This window comes from Streptomyces sp. NPDC090032, assembly GCF_044748025.1.
Classification (GTDB): Bacteria; Actinomycetota; Actinomycetes; order Streptomycetales; family Streptomycetaceae; genus Streptomyces.
Window position 1 is genome coordinate 46,562 of the sequence record NZ_JBIVFF010000021.1, and the last position, 17,943, is coordinate 64,504.

Here is a 17,943-nt window from a genome sequence, read left to right on the forward strand (position 1 = left end):
CCATGAGCACGACTGAATCCGACAAGACCGGCGAGGTGAGCGGCGACGAGCTCGGCGCGGCCGGCTCGCACCTGTCCACCGCACCACAGGAGGACCGCAGCCCGAACCTGCCCCGCCTGGGCGTCATCGGCTGGGCCCGCTGGTTCTGGCGGCAGCTCACCTCGATGCGCGTCGCGCTGATCCTGCTCTTCCTTCTCTCGCTCGGGGCGATCCCCGGCTCGCTGATCCCGCAGTCCGGGATCGACGAGATGAAGGTGCAGACGTTCAAGGACGCGCACACCACGCTCGCGCCGGTCTACGACAAGCTGGGTCTGTTCCACGTCTACAGCTCGGTGTGGTTCTCCGCGATCTACATCCTGCTGTTCATCTCCCTCATCGGCTGCATCGTGCCGCGCTCCTGGCAGTTCGTCGGCCAGCTGCGCAGCCGCGCGCCCGGCGCCCCGAAGCGCTTCACGCACCTGCCCGCCTCCGCGACCTGGCGCACCGACACCGAGCCCGAGCAGGTCCGCGCGGCAGCCCTCGAAATCCTGCGCAAGCGCCGCTTCCGCGCCCACATCGCCGGTGACGCCGTCGCCTCCGAGAAGGGCTACCTGCGCGAGGCCGGCAACCTGATCTTCCACATCGCGCTGATCGTGATGCTGATCGCCTTCGCCTGGGGCCAGCTCTTCAAGTCCGAGGGCGGCAAGCTGATGGTCGAGGGCGACGGAGGCTTCTCCAACGCCCTGCCGATGTACGACGACTTCAAGTCGGGCAACCTCTTCAACTCCGACACCGACCTCACGCCGTTCAGCTTCCAGCTGGACAAGTTCGACGGGACGTACGAGCGCAACGGGCCGAACAAGGGCAGCCCGCGCATCTACCGCGCCAACGTCACCTACAGCGTCGGCGCGAACGGCAAGGAACAGAAGACCGCGATCCAGGTCAACGACCCCCTCGACATCGACGGCACCAAGGTCTACCTCAACGGCCACGGATACGCGCCCACCGTCACCGTCCGGGACGGCCGCGGCAAGGTCGTCTCCCGGCAGGCCGTGGCGCTGCTGCCCATCGACTCGAACGTCACCTCCACCGGTGCCATCAAGATCATGGACGGCTACCGCGACAAGAACGGCAAGCGGGAACAGCTCGGCTTCAACGCCTTCTTCGTGCCGACCTTCGCGGGGTCCGGGAAGGGCGACATGTTCTCCCAGTTCCCCGCGCTCGACTACCCCGTCCTCGCGCTGTCCGCGTACCACGGAAGCCTGGGTGTGGACTCGGGTATCCCGCAGAACGTGTACCAACTGGACACCTCCAAGATGAAGAAGTTCACGGATTCGAAGGGTGAGCTGCTCAAGACGCGGCTGCGGCCCGGCGAGACCATGAAGCTTCCGAACGGTGCCGGGTCGATCACGTTCGACAAGGACATCAAGCAGTGGGCGAGCTTCCAGATCACCCACCAGCCCGGCGACGGCTGGGCCCTCGCCGGAGCGCTCGCCGCCATCGCGGGCCTCGCCGGCTCCCTGTTCATCCAGCGCCGCCGCGTGTGGGTGCGGGCGACCCCCGGAGCCGACGGAGTGACCGTCGTCGAGATGGGCGGCCTCGGGCGCAGCGAGTCCACGAAGGTGGCCGAAGAACTCGGCGACCTGGCCGCACACCTCCACGAACAGGCGCCCAGCGCCGCCGATCCCCAACCTGCTGTTCCTGCCGAAGGGGCTGAGAAGTGAATCTCGCCGCCGCAACCAACGAGAATCTCGCGCACATCAGCAATGTGCTGATCTACTCGTCGATGGCCGTGTACCTCCTGGCCTTCTTCGCGCACATGGCCGAGTGGGTCTTCGGCAGCCGCAGCAAGGTCGGCCGCACCGCCGCCGCGCTGACGCAGAAGGCCCCCGCGCAGGCCGCGGCCGGCTCCGTGAAGGTGCAGGTCAAGGAGAAGAACGGCGGCACCGCCGTCCTGGAGCGGCCCAGCGTCGTGACCCGCGCCGTCTCCGGCACCCGTGATGTGCCGGACGGCCCCGGCGCCTCCGGCGGCGACGAGCAGGGCGACCTCTACGGCCGTATCGCGGTGTCCCTCACCGTGCTCGCGTTCCTCGTCGAGGCGAGTGGTGTTCTCACCCGCGCGCTCTCCGTGCAGCGCGCGCCGTGGGGCAACATGTACGAGTTCAACATCACCTTCTCCACCGTCGCCGTCGCCGTGTACCTCGGCCTGCTGGTGGCGAAGAAGAACATCGGCTGGCTCGGCCTCCCGCTGGTCACCACGGTCCTCCTCGATCTCGGCCTCGCTGTCACTGTCTTGTACACCGCCAGCGACCAGTTGGTTCCCGCCCTCCACTCGTACTGGCTGTACATCCACGTCTCCACGGCGATCTTCTGCGGTGCGGTGTTCTACGTGGGCGCGGTCAGCACGCTGCTCTACCTGTTCCGCGACTCGTACGAGAACAAGCTGGCGAACGGCGGCAAGCCCGGAAAGTTCGCGACCTCCGTCATGGAGCGCCTGCCCGCCGCGGCCTCGCTCGACAAGTTCTCCTACCGCGTGAACGCGGCCGTCTTCCCGCTGTGGACGTTCACGATCATCGCGGGCGCGATCTGGGCCGGCGACGCGTGGGGCCGCTACTGGGGCTGGGACCCCAAGGAGACCTGGTCGTTCATCACCTGGGTCGCGTACGCCTGCTACCTGCACGCCCGCGCGACCGCCGGATGGAAGGGCCGCAAGGCCGCCTACCTGGCCCTCATCGCCTTCGCCTGCTGGCTGTTCAACTACTACGGCGTCAATATCTTCGTCACCGGCAAGCACTCCTACGCCGGCGTCTGACACCGCGACAGCCGACAACGGCCGGTTCCCATGTGACGTGAGTCACGGGAACCGGCCGTCGTCGTACGGACAGATGGGGGGTCGTGAAGAAGAATCAGGGGGCACATCAAGCACGCAGAACCCGGGTGAGGGACGGTGACGCCGACGCGTTCGGCGAACTCTTCGACGCCTACGCCCGGTCCGTCTACAACCACGCTTACAGCCTGACCGGCGACTGGTCGACCGCCGAGGAAGTCGTCTCGCTGACCTTCCTCGAAGCGTGGCGGCTGCGCGACAGGGTCGAGCCCGAGGGCGGCTCGCTGCGGCCCTGGCTGCTCGGCGTCGCCACGAACGTCACGCGCAACCTGCGCCGCGCCACCCGCAGACACGCCGCCGCCGTCTCCCGCCTGCCGCGCGCGGAGGCCGAGGCCGACTTCGCCGACGATGTCGCGGGCCGCATCGACGACCAGGCCCGCATAGCCCTCGTCCACACCGCGCTGGCCACGCTGCGGCGCCCCGAACGCGAGGTACTCGCCCTGTGCGTCTGGTCGGGCCTCGACTACCCGTCCGCCGCCAGGGCGCTCGGCGTCCCCGTCGGCACGGTCCGTTCCCGGCTCTTCAGAGCCCGCAGGAAACTCGCCCGCGCCATGGAACTCCCGCACCCCGACGGACAGATGAAAGGCGGCCACGCTCCCGTGGCCGGGCCCATACAGGAGGGGAACCGATGAACACGCTTCCTGAGAAGGACCTTCCGCCGGGCCGGCACCGACTCCTCAAGGAGCATCTGATGACCGAGATCCGGGAGACCGAAGCACCCGCCCAGGCACCGCCGCGCCGGAAGTGGCTGCGCCCCACGTTCGCCGCCGTCGCCGTGGCGACCGCGGCTGCCGTCACCTTCGTCGCCCTGCCGTCGGACGGCGCGGACGCCCCGCCGCCCACGAAGGAGGCCGTGGCGCTTCTGGAGGACGTCGCGCTGGCCGCCGAGCACTCCGATACGCCCGGCCGCATCCGCGACGACCAGTTCGTCTACGTCGACAGCCTCGTGTCGTACTCACAGAGTGGCGAGGGCATGAAGACGAAGATCCCGCCGCTGCACCGGCAGGAGACCTGGCAGTCAGTGGACGGATCCCGCAAGGGACTCGTACGCGAGAAGGGGCGCGGCCAGTGGCCGACCGAGGTCGAGCCGGACCCGGGCAAGCCCGGATACGACACGTCCACCAGCTACCGGCACCTGTCCACCTTGCCCACCGACCCCGACGCGATGCTGCGCTGGCTGCGCAGGACGGCCCCGGGGCAGAGCGGCCAGCAGACCGACCAGGCCATGTTCGTGCTGGTCGGCGATCTGATCAGGGACGCGCTCATGCCGCCGGAGGTCGGCGCCGCGCTCTACCGGGCCGCCGCCAGGATCCCCGGCGTGACCGTGGTGAAGGGAGTGAAGGACGCCTCGGGCCGGCCCGGGATCGCCGTGGCCCGCAAGGACCCGGACAACCCGAGCCGCGACGAGTGGATCTTCGATGTGAAGACGCACGAGTTCCTGGGCGAGCGCACGGTCGCCACCGAAGCCTGGTCGGGCGGGGTGAAGAAGGGCCAGGTCACGAGTAACACGGCGGTCGTGAACCGGGCCGTCGTGGACAAGCCGGGGCGGCGGCCCTAGGGCCTTTCGGCTGGATCATGCCTGGCCGCGGGGCACAGGGGCAGCGGGTCCCCGTCCGTACAGGTGCGCGAAACGTGCGGGCGCGCCAGCCTGGAGGTATGACCGAATCCAGCCACCCCACCGAGCCCGTGGCATCCGCCACGCCCGTCGCGCCCGGCACGAGCCGGACCGAGGGTCACACCCACACCCTGCACTTCACGATCCCTCTTCCCCACCCGGTGGAAGAGGTGTGGGCGGCGGTGGCCACCCCGGTGGGGCTGCCGGGGTGGCTGGCCGCCGCCGATGTGCTCGAACCACGGCTCGGCGGCGCGGTCACGCTGCGGTGGCTCAACGACGGGCGCGCCCACCAGGGCCACGTCACCGCGTGGGACGGCGAGCGCGTCGCCGAGTACACGCTCGAAGGCCCGCCCGGCCGCATGCGTTTCCACCTGGAGCCGACGGCCCCCGACGCGACGACCCTGCGGTTCACCGGCGAGTTCGACGGCGACGACGCGGCGCGCCTGGACCACCTGGCCGCCTGGCACGACCACTTCGAGCACCTGGCCGCCGCGCTCGACGGGCGCCCGACGGACGACGAGGGCTGGGCGGCCTGGACCCCGGCCCGCTGGCAGCAGCTCCGGGACGGCTACCTCAAGGCTCCGCAGTGAGCAGGAACCCGCAGAAACCCGCAGGAACCGCAGGAACCGCAGGAACCACAGGAACCCGCAAGAACCGCAGGAATCGCAGGAGCCCTTCAGCGATCAAGGCTCCACCGTGATCGCGTCCAGCTTCGCCCGCAGATACGTGTGCGAGTCGACCGGCTCGTACGCGACCCGGCCCTTCGGCGCGGGCACGGACTCGATGCTCGTGCGCGGGTCGCACTCGTAGAAGTAGACGAGCGACATCAGCTCCTCGGCGGGCAGGTCGGCCGGGGGCGGCAGTACGCGGTGGCGGCCGGAGCGCCAGCGGTCTCCGGTCCAACGCGCCATCAGGTCACCGATGTTGATGGTGAACGCGTCCGGGTCGAACGGCGCGTCCTCCCAGCCGCCTTCTTCGGTGTAGACCTGGAGTCCGCCCTTGCCGGCCTGCCGGTCCAGGACCGTGACCGTCCCGAAGTCGGTGTGCGGGCCGATGCGGAACTGGCCGGCCTCGGGCTCGCCCACGACCTCCGTGCCCGGGTACCAGTTGATGTTGAAGCCCCAAGTGGGGTGCGTGGTGTGCCGGGTGAAGAAGTCCGGCTCCTCGTCGAGCGCGACCGCGAGGAGTTCGAGCAGCAGGTCGGACAGTTCCCGCATCTGTCCGAGGTACGTCTCGACGGGCGCGCGCAGTTCGGGCGCCTCGGCGGGCCAGGTGTTGGGCAGGAACCACTCCGCGTCGATCTCCGCGTCCCCGGTGGGCAGTTCGGAGGCGTACGACAGGGACTCCTTGAGGTCGGGCGGGGTCTCGGTGCCCTCCGCGTAGCCGTTCGCCTCGGCGCCGGGGCCCAGCCAGCCCCGCCCGCCCACCTTCACTGCGTACGGCTCCTTCACCGCGGGCGGCAGCCGGAAGAAGGCGCGCGCCGCCTCCCGGATCCGGGTGCGCAGGCCCGGGTCCACGCCGTGCCCGGTGACCAGCAGGAATCCGGCGGTCCGTAGCGCCTCGTCGACGGTACGGGCGATCTCGGCGCGCGCGGCGGGGCCGCCGGAGAGCCAGGGCCGCAGATCGATGGTGGGGATACGGGGCTGTCGCACAGCGGGTTCCGTCATGACCTCACTGTGGCCGCGGCGCGGTACCTGGGCAACGACGCCCGACCGGCCGGATCAGTGCTGTTCGTGCTGTTCGCGATGTCCGCGCTATTCGCCGATGTCCTCGTTCCACAGCTCGGGGCGGGCCGCGATGAACTCCTCCATCATGGCGACGCACTCGGGGTCGTCGAGCACCACGATCTCCACGCCGTGTTCGGCGAGCCAGTCGTGCCCTCCGTGGAACGTCTGCGCCTCGCCGACGACGACCCGCGAGATCCCGAACTGCCGCACCAGGCCGGAGCAGTACCAGCACGGCGAGAGCGTCGTCACCATCGTCGTGCCCTGGTACGAGCGCTGCCGGCCGGCGTTGCGGAAGGCGTCGGTCTCGCCGTGCACGGACGGATCCCCGTCCTGCACACGGCGGTTGTGCCCGCGCCCGAGGACCTTTCCGTCCGCCGAGTAGAGGGCCGCGCCGATCGGGATGCCGCCCTCGGCGAGCCCCGCCCGCGCCTCCTCGACGGCCGTGGCCAGCCAGGTCCGGGCGAGTTCGGGGTCGAAGGCGCTCATGCCGGCTCCCCGCCCTGCTCGCGCTCGCGCTTCTTGAGGTCCTCCTCGCGGCGGCGCAGATCGGCCTCCCAGTCCTTGAGGAGCGACTCGTCCTTCACTTCTTCGGAAGACGTAGCCTCCTCGCGCAGGGAGTGCAGGAACTCGGGGTTGTCGTCGGGCGCGACGAACGTGGTGCGGTGGTTGCGGTGCCACTGGGACGGTGTCGAGCCGTTCGCGGGCGCGTGCCGGTTCCTGCCCGCGACGAGCCAGGCGATCGGGCCGACGAGCACTTCGCCGAAGAGCAGGATGATGATGACCCACACGACCTTCGGCAGGCCCCTGACCTCCTCCTCCGGAGTGTTCAGGCAGTCGATGAAGGCGTAGATCCACAACGCCAGGACCAGCAGGAACGGCAAGTAGCGGAGCATGGTGTCGCGATCCCCCAAGGAGCGGCATGGGAGCGACGCAGGCCCCCCGGTGACCGGGTCAGGGTAGCGGGTGCTCGATACTGGGACGCATGGCTTACGACGATCTTCGCTCCCTCCTGCGGGCGCTGGAGCGCGAGGGCGACCTCAAGCGCATCAAGGCCGAGGTCGACCCCTATCTGGAGGTCGGTGAGATCGTCGACCGGGTGCAGAAGTCCGGCGGCCCCGCTCTCCTCTTCGAGAACGTGCGCGGCTCCTCGATGCCGCTCGCGATGAATGTGTACGGGACCGACCGGCGCCTGCTGAAGGCGCTCGGCCTGAAGTCCTACCAGGAGATCAGCGACAAGATCGGCGGCCTGCTGCGCCCCGAGCTGCCGCACGGCTTCGTGGGCGTGCGCGAGGCATTCGGCAAGCTCGGCTCGATGGTGCACGTGCCGCCGAAGAAGGTGAAGGACGCGCCGGTGCAGGAGGTCGTCCTGCGGGGCGACGACGTGGACCTGGACCAGCTCCCGGCCCTGTTCACCTGGCCCGAGGACGGCGGTTCCTTCTTCAACCTCGGCCTGACCCACACCAAGGACCCCGAGAGCGGCATCCGCAACCTCGGGCTCTACCGGCTCCAGCGCCACGACCGGCGCACCATCGGCATGCACTGGCAGATCCACAAGGACAGCCGCAACCACTACCAGGTGGCCGCCAGGAAGGGCGAGAAGCTGCCGGTCGCGATCGCGTTCGGCTGCCCGCCGGCTGTGACGTACGCGTCGACGGCGCCGCTGCCCGGGGACATCGACGAGTACCTCTTCGCCGGGTTCATCCAGGGCAAGCGGATCGAGATGGTCGACTGCAAGACGGTGCCGCTCCAGGTGCCGGCGAACGCCGAGGTCGTCCTGGAGGGGTGGCTGGAGCCCGGGGAGATGCTTCCCGAGGGCCCGTTCGGCGATCACACCGGTTTCTACACGCCGCAGGAACCCTTCCCCGCGCTGACGATCGACTGCGTGACGATGCGCAAGCGCCCGCTGCTCCAGTCGATCGTGGTGGGGCGCCCGCCGACGGAGGACGGCCCCCTCGGCCGTGCCACGGAGCGCTTCTTCCTGCCGCTGCTCAAGATCATCGTGCCGGACATCGTGGACTACCACCTGCCCGAGTCGGGCGGCTTCCACAACTGCGCGATCGTCTCGATCGACAAGAAGTACCCCAAACACGCGCAGAAGGTGATGCACGCCGTGTGGGGCGCCCACATGATGTCGCTGACCAAGCTGATCGTGGTCGTCGACTCGGACTGCGACGTGCACGATCTGCACGAGGTCGCGTGGCGGGCGCTCGGGAACACGGACTACGCCCGTGACCTGACGGTCGCCGAGGGGCCCGTCGACCACCTCGACCACGCGTCGTACCAGCAGTTCTGGGGCGGCAAGGCGGGCATCGACGCGACGAGGAAGTGGCCCGAGGAGGGCTACACGCGAGACGGCGGCTGGCCCGAGATGGTGCTGTCCGACCCGCAGACGGCGGCGACGGTCGACCGCCGCTGGAAGGAGTACGGCCTGTGACCAGCGCTTCCGCCGCGATCCCGCAGCCGGGCCGCACCAAGGCGTTCCTGCGGCTCGTCATGATCGAGCACTCGGTGTTCGCGCTGCCGTTCGCGTACATCGCGGCGCTCACCGCGATGTTCCAGATGGACCGGAACATCCACTGGGGGCGGCTGCTGCTCGTGACGGTCGCCATGGTCGGCCTGCGCACGTTCGCGATGGCCGTGAACCGGATCATCGACCGTGAGATCGACGCCCGTAACCCGAGGACCGCGCACCGCGAACTCGTCACGGGCGCGATGTCCGTGAAGTCCGCCTGGACCGGCGCGCTCATCGCGCTCGTCGTCTTCCTCGGCGCGGCCGCCCTGCTCAACCCGCTGTGCCTGGCGCTCGCGCCCATCGCGGTGATCCCGATGGTCGTCTATCCCTACGGCAAGCGGTTCACGAACTTCCCGCAGGCCATCCTGGGTCTCGCCCAGGCGATGGGGCCGGTCGGCGGCTGGCTGGCGATCACCGGCGAGTGGTCGTGGGACGCGGTGATCCTCGGGCTCGCGGTCGGCATCTGGATCGGCGGCTTCGACCTCATCTACGCCTGTCAGGACGTCGAGACGGACCGCGAGGTCGGCGTGATGTCGGTGCCGGCCCGCTTCGGGATCCCGGCGGCGATCTGGGGAGCGCGCGGCTGCCACGCGCTCACCACGGCGCTGTTCGTCTGGTACGCGCTCGCCACGGACGCGGGCGCCTTCTTCTGGCTCGGCCTCGTCATCGTCGCGGGCGCCTTCCTCTACGAGCACACGATCGTGCGGCCGCGCGACCTGTCCCGGCTCAACCGGGCCTTCTTCCAGGTCAACGGCTTCATCGGGATCGCCCTGTTCGCGTGTGCGCTGCTCGACCTCCTCGTGCGCGGCCTGACTGTCTGACCGCGGCCGGGTGCCGGATAGGCTCGGCGGCATGACCGCAGGAGAAATTGGGCGCCGGCCTTGGATCGTGGGGGTGTCCGGCGCGTCGGGGACCCCGTATGCCGCCGCGGTTCTGCGCGCGCTGCTCGACGCGGGGGAAAGTGTGGACCTCGTCGTCTCGCGGGCCTCGCGGCTGACGCTGCTCGACGAGACGGGCATCGCCTTCCGGGACGCGCACTGGCGCGAGGACCTGGGGGAGTGGCTGGCGCGCGGGGCGGACGGGAAGCCGGACACGTTCGCGCCGGGCGACCGGCTCGACCTGGTCCGGTACTGGTCCGCCGGGGATCTGGCGGCGGGACCGTCGTCCGGGTCGTATCCGGCGAAGGGCATGATCATCGTGCCCGCGTCCACGGCGTGCGTGGCGGGCGTGGCGCTCGGCCTGTCGAAGGATCTGCTCCAGCGCGCGGCGAGCGTGACGCTCAAGGAAGGGCGCAGGCTGGTCGTCGCGGTGCGCGAGACGCCGCTGAACGGACAGACGCTGAAGCATCTGGTGGCGCTGGACGAGGCGGGCGCAGTGGTGCTGCCCGCCTCTCCGGCGTTCTACGCGGGGGCGACGCACATCCAGGATCTGGTGGACTTCGTCGCCGGGCGGGCGCTCGACGCGGCAGGGGTGCCGCATCGGCTCTACCGCCGGTGGGAGGGAGAGCTCGGGGGCGGCTCTCGGGACCGTTAGCGCTTCTTGGCGTGCGCGGCCCGCTTCTTCTCAGCGGTACGCGCCTCGACGGCGGACTGATGGGCACGCGAGCGGTTGGCCTGGTCCTGCAGCTCGCGCATACGGGCGTAGGCCATCTCGATCGTGTACACGGTGACAACACTCCTGAATGATCGTCTTTGATCGGGTAGTCGAAGATCGCTTGGAAGGGCAGCCGAAGGTGAAACCAGGTTTCGGCTGAAAGATTCACAGGGTCAATGCCCTGCGCGCCTTAGATTCTACACGTAAACTTGCGCCAACGCAGAATAATGAAAGGCATGGACCCATGGACGCCGTGGACAGGCAGCTCATTCAGGCCCTGCGCGAGAACGGCCGCGCCTCGTATGCCGAGCTGGGACGCCTCGTAGGCCTGTCCGGGCCCAGCGTCACCGACCGCATCAACCGCCTCGAGGCGGCCGGCGTCATCACCGGCTACCGCGCGACGGTCGACTCGCCCTCGCTGGGCCTCGGCGTCACCGCGCTGATCGGCATCTCGCTCTCCGACGCCGCCGACCACGAGGACGTGGCGCGCCGGCTCAAGGACCTGCACGAGATCGAGGACTGCTGGTTCATCGCGGGCGACGACTCGTACATGCTCAAGGTGCGGGTGGGCGACGTGGACGGCCTGGAGCGCACCATCCGCCGGCTCAGCGGCACGAAGGGCGTGTCGCGCACGCGCACCACGATCGTGCTGTCCACCAAGTGGGAGAACCGGGTGGGGGAGCTGCCCGAGGAGGAGTAGGGCGGGCACAGAGTGCCTGATGGGGGCCCCTCCCGCCCGGAGGGCGGGGGAGTACGGTTGGCCGCAGTCTTTGGTGAGGAGCAATGGCAATGGACGTAGGGCTCAAGCGCGAGCTGGAGCAGAAGGTGCGGGACGGCGAGCGGCTGTCCCGTGAGGACGGCATCGCGCTGTACGAGTCGGACGACCTGGCCTGGCTGGGCGGGCTCGCCCACGAGGTGCGCACGCGCAAGAACGGCGACGTCGTCCACTTCAACGTCAACCGCCACCTCAACATGACGAACGTGTGCACCGCCTCGTGCGCGTACTGCTCGTTCCAGCGCAAGCCGGGCGAGAAGGACGCGTACACGATGCGCATCGAGGAGGCCGTCCGCCTCGCCAAGGCGATGGAGAACGAGAACCTCACCGAGCTGCACATCGTCAACGGCCTGCACCCGACGCTGCCCTGGCGTTACTACCCGCGCTCCCTGAAGGCCCTCAAGGAGGCGCTGCCGGACGTCGCGCTGAAGGCGTTCACGGCGACGGAGATCCACCACTTCGAGACGATCTCCGGGCTCTCCGCCTCCGAGATCCTCGACGAGCTGATCGAGGCCGGTCTGGAGTCGCTGACCGGTGGCGGCGCGGAGATCTTCGACTGGGAGGTCCGTCAGCACATCGTCGACCACGCCACCCACTGGGAGGACTGGTCGCGGATCCACCGTCTGGCGCACGAGAAGGGTCTCAAGACCCCGTCCACGATGCTGTACGGGCACATCGAGGAGCCCCGCCACCGCGTCGACCACGTGCTGCGCCTGCGTGAACTGCAGGACGAGACCGGCGGTTTCCAGGTCTTCATCCCGCTGCGCTACCAGCACGACTTCGTCGACATGAAGGACGGCAAGGTCCGCAACCGCCTCCAGGCGCGTACGACCATGGCGACCGGCGCCGAGGCGCTCAAGACCTTCGCGGTCTCCCGGCTCCTGTTCGACAACGTGCCGCACGTGAAGTGCTTCTGGGTCATGCACGGCGTGCAGACCACCCAGCTCGCGCTCCAGCACGGCGCCGACGACATGGACGGCTCGGTCGTCGAGTACAAGATCACGCACGACGCGGACAACTACGGGACGCCGAACAAGCTGACCCGCGACGATCTGCTCGACCTGATCCGCGACGCCGGCTTCCGCCCCGTCGAGCGGAACACCCGCTACGAGATCATCCGCGAGTACGACGGCCCGGACCTGGCGCGCCGTGACACGCCGCAGGCGATGCGGGTCTGACGCCTTCCGCATGAGGAAGCCCCGGCCGTCGGCCGGGGCTTCCCTCGTGTTCGGTGGCTCACGCCACCGGCAGCAGCATCGTGATGTCGTCGCGGTCGTCGCCGGGGGTCACCCGGATCGCGCCCGGGACGCGGCCGACCTCCTTGTACCCGCACGCCGCGTAGAAGCGGTCGGCGCCGGTGCCGCCGCGGCAGGTGAGGCGGATCGCCTCGATGCCGTCGAAGCCGCGGGCGGCGTCGGCCGCGGCGGCCATCAGCTCCCGCCCGTATCCCTTGCCCTGGTGCCGCGGGTGGACCATCACCGTGTACAGCCAGATGTGGTGCTTCTGCAGGCGGTGCTGGTTGAACGTGAAGAAGGCCGTCGCCGCGACGGTCCCCTCCTCGTCGCGTCCGACGAGGAGCCGGGTGCGGCCCTCCGTCATCGCGACGAAGTGCCTGACCAGGTCGGGGCGGATGTCCTCGGTGGTGACGGGCGGGACGAAGCCGACCGCTCCGCCCGCGTTGGACACGTCGGCCCAGAGCGCGAGGACGTCGTCCCGCAGCGCCGGATCGATCTGCGGGTCCAACTGAAAGGTAAGGGTCATAGGCTAATAGTAGCCATTACTTGCGGTACCGCTCAATGCCCTTCCGTGGCCGCATGCTTCACTGAGATACGTAGGACCGATTCGGAACGGAAGAGTGGATTGACATGCTCCGCTACACGCTGATGCGCTTCGGGATCTTCGCGGGCTGCTTCCTCGTCGTCTGGGGCCTCGCCTCGACGGGCATCGTGCCCCGTGGTGCCGGCGGCTCGTACTTCCTGTGGATCGCCCTGCTCGGTCTCGTCGTCTCCGCGCCCATCAGCTACGTCGTGCTGCGCAAGGAGCGCGACCGGGCCTCGGTCAAGATCGTCGAGCGCGTCGACCGCACGAAGGCCAACTACGAGCGCAACCGCGCGCAGGAAGACCTCACGGACGACGCGGCCCGCGCGCAGAGCGCCTCGTAACGCACCTCGTTCCCGAGGTCCCATGTAAGGGACTCGTAAGCTTCGTCACAACGCAGGTGGCCCCGGCATCGCTCGATGCCGGGGCCACCTGCGTTTTCCAGGTCCAAGGGTCATGGAGCGGGTCATTTCTTCCCCAAAGAACCCCTTTGATGTTCTCAAAGCATGAGTGTTAACGTGATTGCCATGAAGACATCCGCAGCCCGCATGCCCATGAGCGTTCCGCTCGTGGCGCGCCTGCATGTCGACCTCTGTCGTTGCATGTCTGCGGCCTGTCGCCTCTGAAGCGACCCCCGATGCAGCGGCGCCCCTGGTTCTTCCTCCCGCGGTGGCCGCTTCCTTACGTCCAACCCCACCCGCGCGTCATCACTGGAGTGTGTCCGTGTCCGCGAACGCCGCGTCCGCGTCCGAGAAGCAAAAGCCCCGCTTCCGAATACCCATCCCCTTCTGGGCCCAGGTCCTGCTCGGCCTCGTCGTCGGCCTCGTCCTCGGCTACGTCGCCCGCACCTACGACGTGTCCTGGCTCGCCACGACCCTCGACAAGGTCGGCGGCATCTTCATCCAGCTCCTGAAGCTGGCCGTGGCCCCGCTGGTGTTCTTCGCGATCCTGGTGTCCATCACCAACCTGCGGAAGGTCAACAACGCCGCACGGCTCGCGAGCCGCACCCTCCTCTGGTTCATGATCACCTCGCTGATCGCGGTGGTCATCGGCCTCGCGATCGGTCTGCTCACCAACCCGGGCAACGGCTCGAACCTCACCCCGGCGGACGGCTCCAAGCCCGACCACGCCGGCTCCTGGCTGGACTTCCTCACCGGCATCGTCCCGACCGATGTCGTCACGCCGTTCACCCAGCTCAACGTCCTGCAGATCGTCTTCATGGCGGTCGTCGCCGGTGTCGCCATCCTGAAGATCGGCCCGAAGGCCCAGCCGATCCTCTCGCTGTCCGAGTCCGTGCTCGAACTTCTGCAGAAGGCCCTGTGGTGGGTCATCCTGCTCGCCCCGATCGGCTCCGCCGGCCTCATCGGCCGCGCCATCGTCCAGTACGGCTGGGACCTCCTCGGCAACTACGCGACGTTCACGATCGACATCTACGTCGGCTGCGCCCTGGTCCTCTTCGGCGTCTACCCGCTGCTCCTCGCGACCGTCGCCAAGCTGAACCCCCTCCAGTTCTTCAAGGGCGCCTGGCCCGCGATCCAGCTGGCCTTCGTGTCCCGCTCCTCCGTCGGCACGATGCCCGTCACCCAGCAGTCCGCCGAGCGCCTCGGTGTCCCGCGCAACTACGCGTCCTTCGCCGTGCCGTTCGGCGCGACGACCAAGATGGACGGCTGCGCCGCGATCTACCCGGCGATCTCCGCGATCTTCGTCGCGCAGATCTTCGACGTACAGCTCGGCATCAAGGAGTACCTGCTCATCGCGTTCGTCTCGGTGATCGGCTCCGCCGCGACCGCCGGACTGACCGGCGCGACGGTCATGCTGACGCTGACCCTGTCGACGCTCGGCCTCCCGATGGAGGGCGTGGGCCTGCTCCTCGCCATCGACCCGATCCTGGACATGATGCGCACGGCCACGAACGTGGCCGGACAGGCGCTCGTGCCGGTCATCGTGGCCGCCCGCGAGAACATCCTGGACCGCGTGAAGTACGACAACGCCACCGCGTCTCCCGTCGAGGCGCTCGTGGAAGAGAGCCAGCACCAGGACGAGCCTCAGGCGGTGGGCGCCGCCGCCTGAGTCCCCAGGCTCGTACCCGTCCGCACCCCGCACCCCGCCGGTTCCCTCCGGTCGTGGTGCGGGGTGTGTGCGTCGTGGTGGCTACGCTTGCGGGCGGACGCGGTGTGGAGAGAGGCGGGGCCGGGGTGGGCGAAGTGAGGGCCAAGCGGATGCCGCGGGCCGTGCGGGAGCGTCAGATGCTCGACGCGGCGGTGCGGGTGTTCGGGGAGCGTGGGTACCGGGCCGCGTCGATGGACGACATCGCGGAGCTCGCCGGGGTGTCGAAGCCGCTGGTCTACCTGTATCTGAACTCCAAGGAAGAGCTCTTCTCGGCGTGCATCCAGCGCGAGTCGGCGGCTTTGATCGCGGCGGTGCGCGCGGGCGTCCTGGGCGGTGGGGACGCCGACCGGCAGCTGTGGGAAGGGCTGCGGGCCTTCTTCACGCACACGGCGCAGCACCCCGATGGCTGGGCCGTCCTGCACAGTCACGCGCGGACGGGCGGCGAGCCGTTCGTCGTCGAGGTCACGGCCATGCGGGAGGAGATCGTCGCGTTCGTGACCGGGCTGATCGCGGCGGCGGCCAGGGAGGCGCACGGCGATCCCGCGCTGCCCGACCGCGAGGTGGCCGGGCTCGCGCAGGCGCTGGTGGGGGCCGCGGAGTCGCTGGCCGGCTGGGCCAACACGGACCCGTCGGTGACGGCCGGGGAAGCCGCGGCCACGCTGATGAACTTCGCCTGGTCGGGCCTCGGGAACCTGCGGGAAGGCCGGCGCTGGTCACCGGCCCCCGGCGCGTAGCACCTCGCCCGTGACATGGGTGCGCGTCGCCGAGCGGAGCTCGAAGGCGGGCCCCCGGGACGCGTACGTCACGCTCGCCGGCAGGAGTACGGGTGCCTTGAACGCGGCGCGCACCTGCACCTCGCCCTCCGCGCCGTGTTCGGCGAGGCAGCGGGCGACCGTCCACATGCCGTGCGCGATGGCGCGCGGGAAGCCGAAGAGGCGGGCCGTGAGCGGGTGCAGATGGATGGGGTTGCGGTCGCCGGAGGCGGCGCCGTAGCGACGGCCCAGGTCGCCGGGCAGCTTCCACTCGGCCACGGCGGGCAGCGGCTCGGGACGCTCCTCGGAGGCCCCCGCATCCCTGGCGGTGGCGTCGGTGCGGTGGCGCGCCAGGTAGGTGCTGGTCGAGGTCCACGCGCGCGTGTCGCCCGCCCGCAGCTCGGTGACGACGGTGGCCTCGGTGCCGCGCCGGTGGGGCGCCAACTCCTTTACGTGTACGGAGAGTTCGTACGCCTCGTCGACCGGCAGGCCGTGCCCCTGGGTGACGGTGATGGAGGTGTGGACGAGGCCGAGCAGGGGGAGCGGGAAGCGTCGCTCCGCCATGATCCGCATCGCCAGGGGGAAGCCGAGGACGTGCGGATACGTGACGGGGAGCGTGGGGGAGTCCGGGACGAAGCCGCACACCTCGCGGTACGCGGCCAGGCGGGTGCGGTCGGCGCGCGCGGCGGGCAGGACCAGGCGGGTCGCGGGGGCCTCGGCGCCGGGGCCCGGCCGCTTGAGGGGGGAGAGCAGGGCGCCGCGGGCGAGGAGGGGCGGCAGGGACGGGGTGGCGGTGAGAGTGACGGTCGTCATGGTCGTCACGCCCCCAGCAGGCTCTGGCCGCAGACCCGGACGACCTGGCCGTTGACGGCGCCGGAGGCCGGGTGTGCGAACCATGCCGTCGTCTCCGCCACGTCCACCGGCAGCCCGCCCTGCCCGAGGGAGTTCATGCGGCGGCCCGCCTCGCGGATGAACAGCGGGACGGCGGCCGTCATCTTCGTCTCGATGAAGCCGGGCGCCACCGCGTTGACCGTGACGCCGTGTTCGGCGAGTGCCTTGGGGGCGAGGGCCCGGGTCAGTCCGGCGATGCCCGCCTTGCTCGCCGCGTAGTTCGTCTGGCCCGCGTTGCCCGCGAGTCCCGCGATGGAGGCGGTGGCGACGATGCGGCCGCCGCGGCTGAGGGTGCCGGCCTTGAGCAGCGCGTCCGTGGTGGTCAGGACGCTCGCCAGGTTCACGTCGAGGACCGTGGCCCAGCGGTCGGCGGGCATCTTGGCCAGGGTGCGGTCCCGGGTGATGCCGGCGTTGTGGACGAGGGTGTCGAGGGCGGGGACCGCGTCCGCGATCCGTGCGGCCGCGTCCGGGGACGTGATGTCGAGGGGCAGCGCTGTCGCGTCGAGGCGGGCGGCGAGGGCGTCGAGGTCCGCCTGCGCGGACGGCACGTCCAGGAGGATCAGGCGGGCCCCGTCCCGTGCCAGGACCTCCGCGACGGCTTCGCCGATGCCGCGCGCGGCGCCGGTGACCAGGGCCGTGCGGCCGGCCAGGGGGCGCGCCCAGTCGGCGGGCGCGGTGGTGTCGGTGGCCGCGACCGCGATCACCTGACCGCTGACGTACGCGGACTTGGGTGAGAGGAGGAAACGCAGCGTCGACTCGGCGGCCGCCACGGCTCCTTCGACGCGGACGAGGGTGACGGTCCGGCCGCGTCCTGTCTCCTTTCCGAGGGAGCGCACGAACCCTTCGAGTGCCTGCTGGGCGGCGGCCTGGTGGTGGTCGTCGCGGGAGAGCGGGGCGCCGAGCACGACGATGCGGCCACTGGACGCGACCGAGCGCGCGACCGGGTGCAGGGCCGCGTGCACCTCGGCGAGCGTGGGGACGTCCCGGACCGCGGTGGCGTCGAGGACGATCGCGGCGGGGCGCTCGGCCGCCGTCCGCACATCGGGGCCGGTGCGCGCCAGAAGCTCCGCGAGCTCCGCCGTGTGCGCGGATGCGCCGGCCGTGAGATGGAGCAACGGGCCGTCCAGCGAGGGGCGTTCAGGGGTCCAGCGGTGCAGTTGTGCGGGCTGGGGGAGGCCCAGGCGGCGGGTCAGGAAGCGGCCCGGGGCCGTGCCGGTGAAGTTCAGATAGCGGTCGGCCATTGTCCAACTCCCTGCTCGGTCGGTAATTTACTTCTGAGTAAGGT

The 17,943-nt window shown here is 70.0% G+C and carries 20 protein-coding genes; 13 read left to right on the top strand and 7 right to left on the bottom strand.

All coding sequences use genetic code 11. From position 1 onward, the window contains the following. Positions 1-2: 2 nt before the first annotated feature. The 5 genes from ACIPWY_RS37060 (at position 3) to ACIPWY_RS37080 (ending at position 5,071) form a co-directional block, all read left to right on the top strand. Positions 3-1,703 (top strand): cytochrome c biogenesis protein ResB, encoded by a 1,701-nt coding sequence (locus tag ACIPWY_RS37060; protein WP_362908559.1) that lies wholly within the window; start codon positions 3-5, stop codon positions 1,701-1,703. Then, positions 1,700-2,791 carry a c-type cytochrome biogenesis protein CcsB gene (ccsB, locus tag ACIPWY_RS37065; RefSeq protein ID WP_362908560.1) on the top strand — a complete coding sequence of 364 codons (1,092 nt, stop codon included), beginning with the start codon at positions 1,700-1,702 and terminating at the stop codon, positions 2,789-2,791. The genes ACIPWY_RS37060 and ccsB overlap by 4 nt, the downstream gene beginning before the upstream one ends. A gap of 125 nt (positions 2,792-2,916) precedes the next feature. Then, positions 2,917-3,498 (top strand): RNA polymerase sigma factor, encoded by a 582-nt coding sequence (locus ACIPWY_RS37070; RefSeq protein ID WP_362908561.1) that lies wholly within the window; start codon positions 2,917-2,919, stop codon positions 3,496-3,498. Further along, complete coding sequence (locus tag ACIPWY_RS37075) at positions 3,495-4,424, top strand: CU044_5270 family protein (protein WP_362908562.1); 930 nt, start codon at positions 3,495-3,497, stop codon at positions 4,422-4,424. The genes ACIPWY_RS37070 and ACIPWY_RS37075 overlap by 4 nt, the downstream gene beginning before the upstream one ends. Before the next feature lie 98 nt (positions 4,425-4,522). After that, positions 4,523-5,071, top strand: coding sequence for an SRPBCC domain-containing protein (locus ACIPWY_RS37080; RefSeq protein WP_362908563.1), 549 nt, complete (start codon positions 4,523-4,525; stop codon positions 5,069-5,071). 93 nt (positions 5,072-5,164) lie between these two features. Here the strand turns inward: ACIPWY_RS37080 and ACIPWY_RS37085 are convergent, their stop codons facing one another. The 3 genes from ACIPWY_RS37085 to ACIPWY_RS37095 form a co-directional block, all read right to left on the bottom strand. Beyond that, a complete protein-coding gene (locus tag ACIPWY_RS37085; RefSeq protein ID WP_401536754.1) occupies positions 5,165-6,148 on the bottom strand; it encodes an isopenicillin N synthase family dioxygenase in 984 nt (327 codons plus the stop codon). A gap of 87 nt (positions 6,149-6,235) precedes the next feature. Beyond that, a complete protein-coding gene (locus ACIPWY_RS37090; protein WP_362908565.1) occupies positions 6,236-6,694 on the bottom strand; it encodes a nucleoside deaminase in 459 nt (152 codons plus the stop codon). Beyond that, positions 6,691-7,101, bottom strand: a complete 411-nt coding sequence (locus ACIPWY_RS37095; RefSeq protein ID WP_401536756.1) for a PLD nuclease N-terminal domain-containing protein — start codon at positions 7,099-7,101, stop codon at positions 6,691-6,693. The genes ACIPWY_RS37090 and ACIPWY_RS37095 overlap by 4 nt, the downstream gene beginning before the upstream one ends. 89 nt (positions 7,102-7,190) lie before the next feature. Here ACIPWY_RS37095 and ACIPWY_RS37100 point away from each other — a divergent pair, with 89 nt between their 5' ends. The 3 genes from ACIPWY_RS37100 to ACIPWY_RS37110 are packed head-to-tail and all read left to right on the top strand — an operon-like array spanning position 7,191 to position 10,253. Next, positions 7,191-8,642 (top strand): menaquinone biosynthesis decarboxylase, encoded by a 1,452-nt coding sequence (locus tag ACIPWY_RS37100; protein ID WP_401536758.1) that lies wholly within the window; start codon positions 7,191-7,193, stop codon positions 8,640-8,642. Next, positions 8,639-9,541, top strand: a complete 903-nt coding sequence (mqnP, locus tag ACIPWY_RS37105) for a menaquinone biosynthesis prenyltransferase MqnP (RefSeq protein WP_362908568.1) — start codon at positions 8,639-8,641, stop codon at positions 9,539-9,541. Before ACIPWY_RS37100 ends, mqnP begins: the two co-directional genes overlap by 4 nt. A gap of 31 nt (positions 9,542-9,572) precedes the next feature. Next, the gene (locus ACIPWY_RS37110) at positions 9,573-10,253 is read left to right on the top strand and encodes a UbiX family flavin prenyltransferase (protein ID WP_362908569.1); all 681 of its coding nucleotides are present in this window, start codon (positions 9,573-9,575) and stop codon (positions 10,251-10,253) included. Here the strand turns inward: ACIPWY_RS37110 and ACIPWY_RS37115 are convergent. Next, positions 10,250-10,384, bottom strand: a complete 135-nt coding sequence (locus tag ACIPWY_RS37115) for a hypothetical protein (RefSeq protein WP_362908623.1) — start codon at positions 10,382-10,384, stop codon at positions 10,250-10,252. The genes ACIPWY_RS37110 and ACIPWY_RS37115 overlap by 4 nt on opposite strands. Before the next feature lie 173 nt (positions 10,385-10,557). On the opposite strand from ACIPWY_RS37115, the gene ACIPWY_RS37120 reads away from it, so the two are divergent. Both ACIPWY_RS37120 and mqnE read left to right on the top strand, forming a co-directional pair. Next, positions 10,558-11,013 carry an Lrp/AsnC family transcriptional regulator gene (locus ACIPWY_RS37120; protein WP_329571395.1) on the top strand — a complete coding sequence of 152 codons (456 nt, stop codon included), beginning with the start codon at positions 10,558-10,560 and terminating at the stop codon, positions 11,011-11,013. A gap of 89 nt (positions 11,014-11,102) precedes the next feature. Then, positions 11,103-12,266, top strand: coding sequence for an aminofutalosine synthase MqnE (gene mqnE, locus ACIPWY_RS37125; protein WP_362908570.1), 1,164 nt, complete (start codon positions 11,103-11,105; stop codon positions 12,264-12,266). Between the two features lie 58 nt (positions 12,267-12,324). Here the strand turns inward: mqnE and ACIPWY_RS37130 are convergent, their stop codons facing one another. Next, a complete protein-coding gene (locus tag ACIPWY_RS37130; protein WP_362908571.1) occupies positions 12,325-12,849 on the bottom strand; it encodes a GNAT family N-acetyltransferase in 525 nt (174 codons plus the stop codon). 104 nt (positions 12,850-12,953) lie between these two features. Between ACIPWY_RS37130 and ACIPWY_RS37135 the strand changes: the two genes are divergently transcribed. From ACIPWY_RS37135 to ACIPWY_RS37145, 3 genes are all read left to right on the top strand, one after another. Further along, positions 12,954-13,250 carry a DUF4229 domain-containing protein gene (locus ACIPWY_RS37135; protein WP_362908572.1) on the top strand — a complete coding sequence of 99 codons (297 nt, stop codon included), beginning with the start codon at positions 12,954-12,956 and terminating at the stop codon, positions 13,248-13,250. A gap of 379 nt (positions 13,251-13,629) precedes the next feature. Next, positions 13,630-14,976, top strand: coding sequence for a dicarboxylate/amino acid:cation symporter (locus tag ACIPWY_RS37140; protein ID WP_362908573.1), 1,347 nt, complete (start codon positions 13,630-13,632; stop codon positions 14,974-14,976). Positions 14,977-15,101: 125 nt separating this feature from the next. Continuing rightward, positions 15,102-15,749 (top strand): TetR/AcrR family transcriptional regulator, encoded by a 648-nt coding sequence (locus tag ACIPWY_RS37145; protein WP_393705487.1) that lies wholly within the window; start codon positions 15,102-15,104, stop codon positions 15,747-15,749. On the opposite strand, the gene ACIPWY_RS37150 is transcribed toward ACIPWY_RS37145, so the two are convergent. Then, entirely contained in the window at positions 15,729-16,580 is an 852-nt protein-coding gene (locus ACIPWY_RS37150) for a MaoC family dehydratase (RefSeq protein WP_393705488.1), read from the bottom strand. The two genes, ACIPWY_RS37145 and ACIPWY_RS37150, sit on opposite strands and share 21 nt — an antisense overlap. Before the next feature lie 5 nt (positions 16,581-16,585). Then, positions 16,586-17,899, bottom strand: coding sequence for a 3-oxoacyl-ACP reductase (locus ACIPWY_RS37155; protein WP_393705489.1), 1,314 nt, complete (start codon positions 17,897-17,899; stop codon positions 16,586-16,588). Positions 17,900-17,943 lie beyond the last annotated feature (44 nt).

Bases quoted from the DNA above. Each gene is read 5' to 3' on its own strand.
- ACIPWY_RS37060 (WP_362908559.1), top strand. From the start codon at position 3: ATGAGCACGACTGAATCCGACAAGACCGGCGAGGTGAGCGGCGACGAG.
- ACIPWY_RS37075 (WP_362908562.1), top strand. From the start codon at position 3,495: ATGAACACGCTTCCTGAGAAGGACCTTCCGCCGGGCCGGCACCGACTC.
- ACIPWY_RS37080 (WP_362908563.1), top strand. From the start codon at position 4,523: ATGACCGAATCCAGCCACCCCACCGAGCCCGTGGCATCCGCCACGCCC.
- ACIPWY_RS37085 (WP_401536754.1), bottom strand. From the start codon at position 6,148: ATGACGGAACCCGCTGTGCGACAGCCCCGTATCCCCACCATCGATCTG.
- ACIPWY_RS37090 (WP_362908565.1), bottom strand. From the start codon at position 6,694: ATGAGCGCCTTCGACCCCGAACTCGCCCGGACCTGGCTGGCCACGGCC.
- ACIPWY_RS37095 (WP_401536756.1), bottom strand. From the start codon at position 7,101: ATGCTCCGCTACTTGCCGTTCCTGCTGGTCCTGGCGTTGTGGATCTAC.
- ACIPWY_RS37100 (WP_401536758.1), top strand. From the start codon at position 7,191: ATGGCTTACGACGATCTTCGCTCCCTCCTGCGGGCGCTGGAGCGCGAG.
- ACIPWY_RS37110 (WP_362908569.1), top strand. From the start codon at position 9,573: ATGACCGCAGGAGAAATTGGGCGCCGGCCTTGGATCGTGGGGGTGTCC.
- ACIPWY_RS37120 (WP_329571395.1), top strand. From the start codon at position 10,558: ATGGACGCCGTGGACAGGCAGCTCATTCAGGCCCTGCGCGAGAACGGC.
- mqnE (WP_362908570.1), top strand. From the start codon at position 11,103: ATGGACGTAGGGCTCAAGCGCGAGCTGGAGCAGAAGGTGCGGGACGGC.
- ACIPWY_RS37130 (WP_362908571.1), bottom strand. From the start codon at position 12,849: ATGACCCTTACCTTTCAGTTGGACCCGCAGATCGATCCGGCGCTGCGG.
- ACIPWY_RS37135 (WP_362908572.1), top strand. From the start codon at position 12,954: ATGCTCCGCTACACGCTGATGCGCTTCGGGATCTTCGCGGGCTGCTTC.
- ACIPWY_RS37150 (WP_393705488.1), bottom strand. From the start codon at position 16,580: ATGACGACCGTCACTCTCACCGCCACCCCGTCCCTGCCGCCCCTCCTC.
- ACIPWY_RS37155 (WP_393705489.1), bottom strand. From the start codon at position 17,899: ATGGCCGACCGCTATCTGAACTTCACCGGCACGGCCCCGGGCCGCTTC.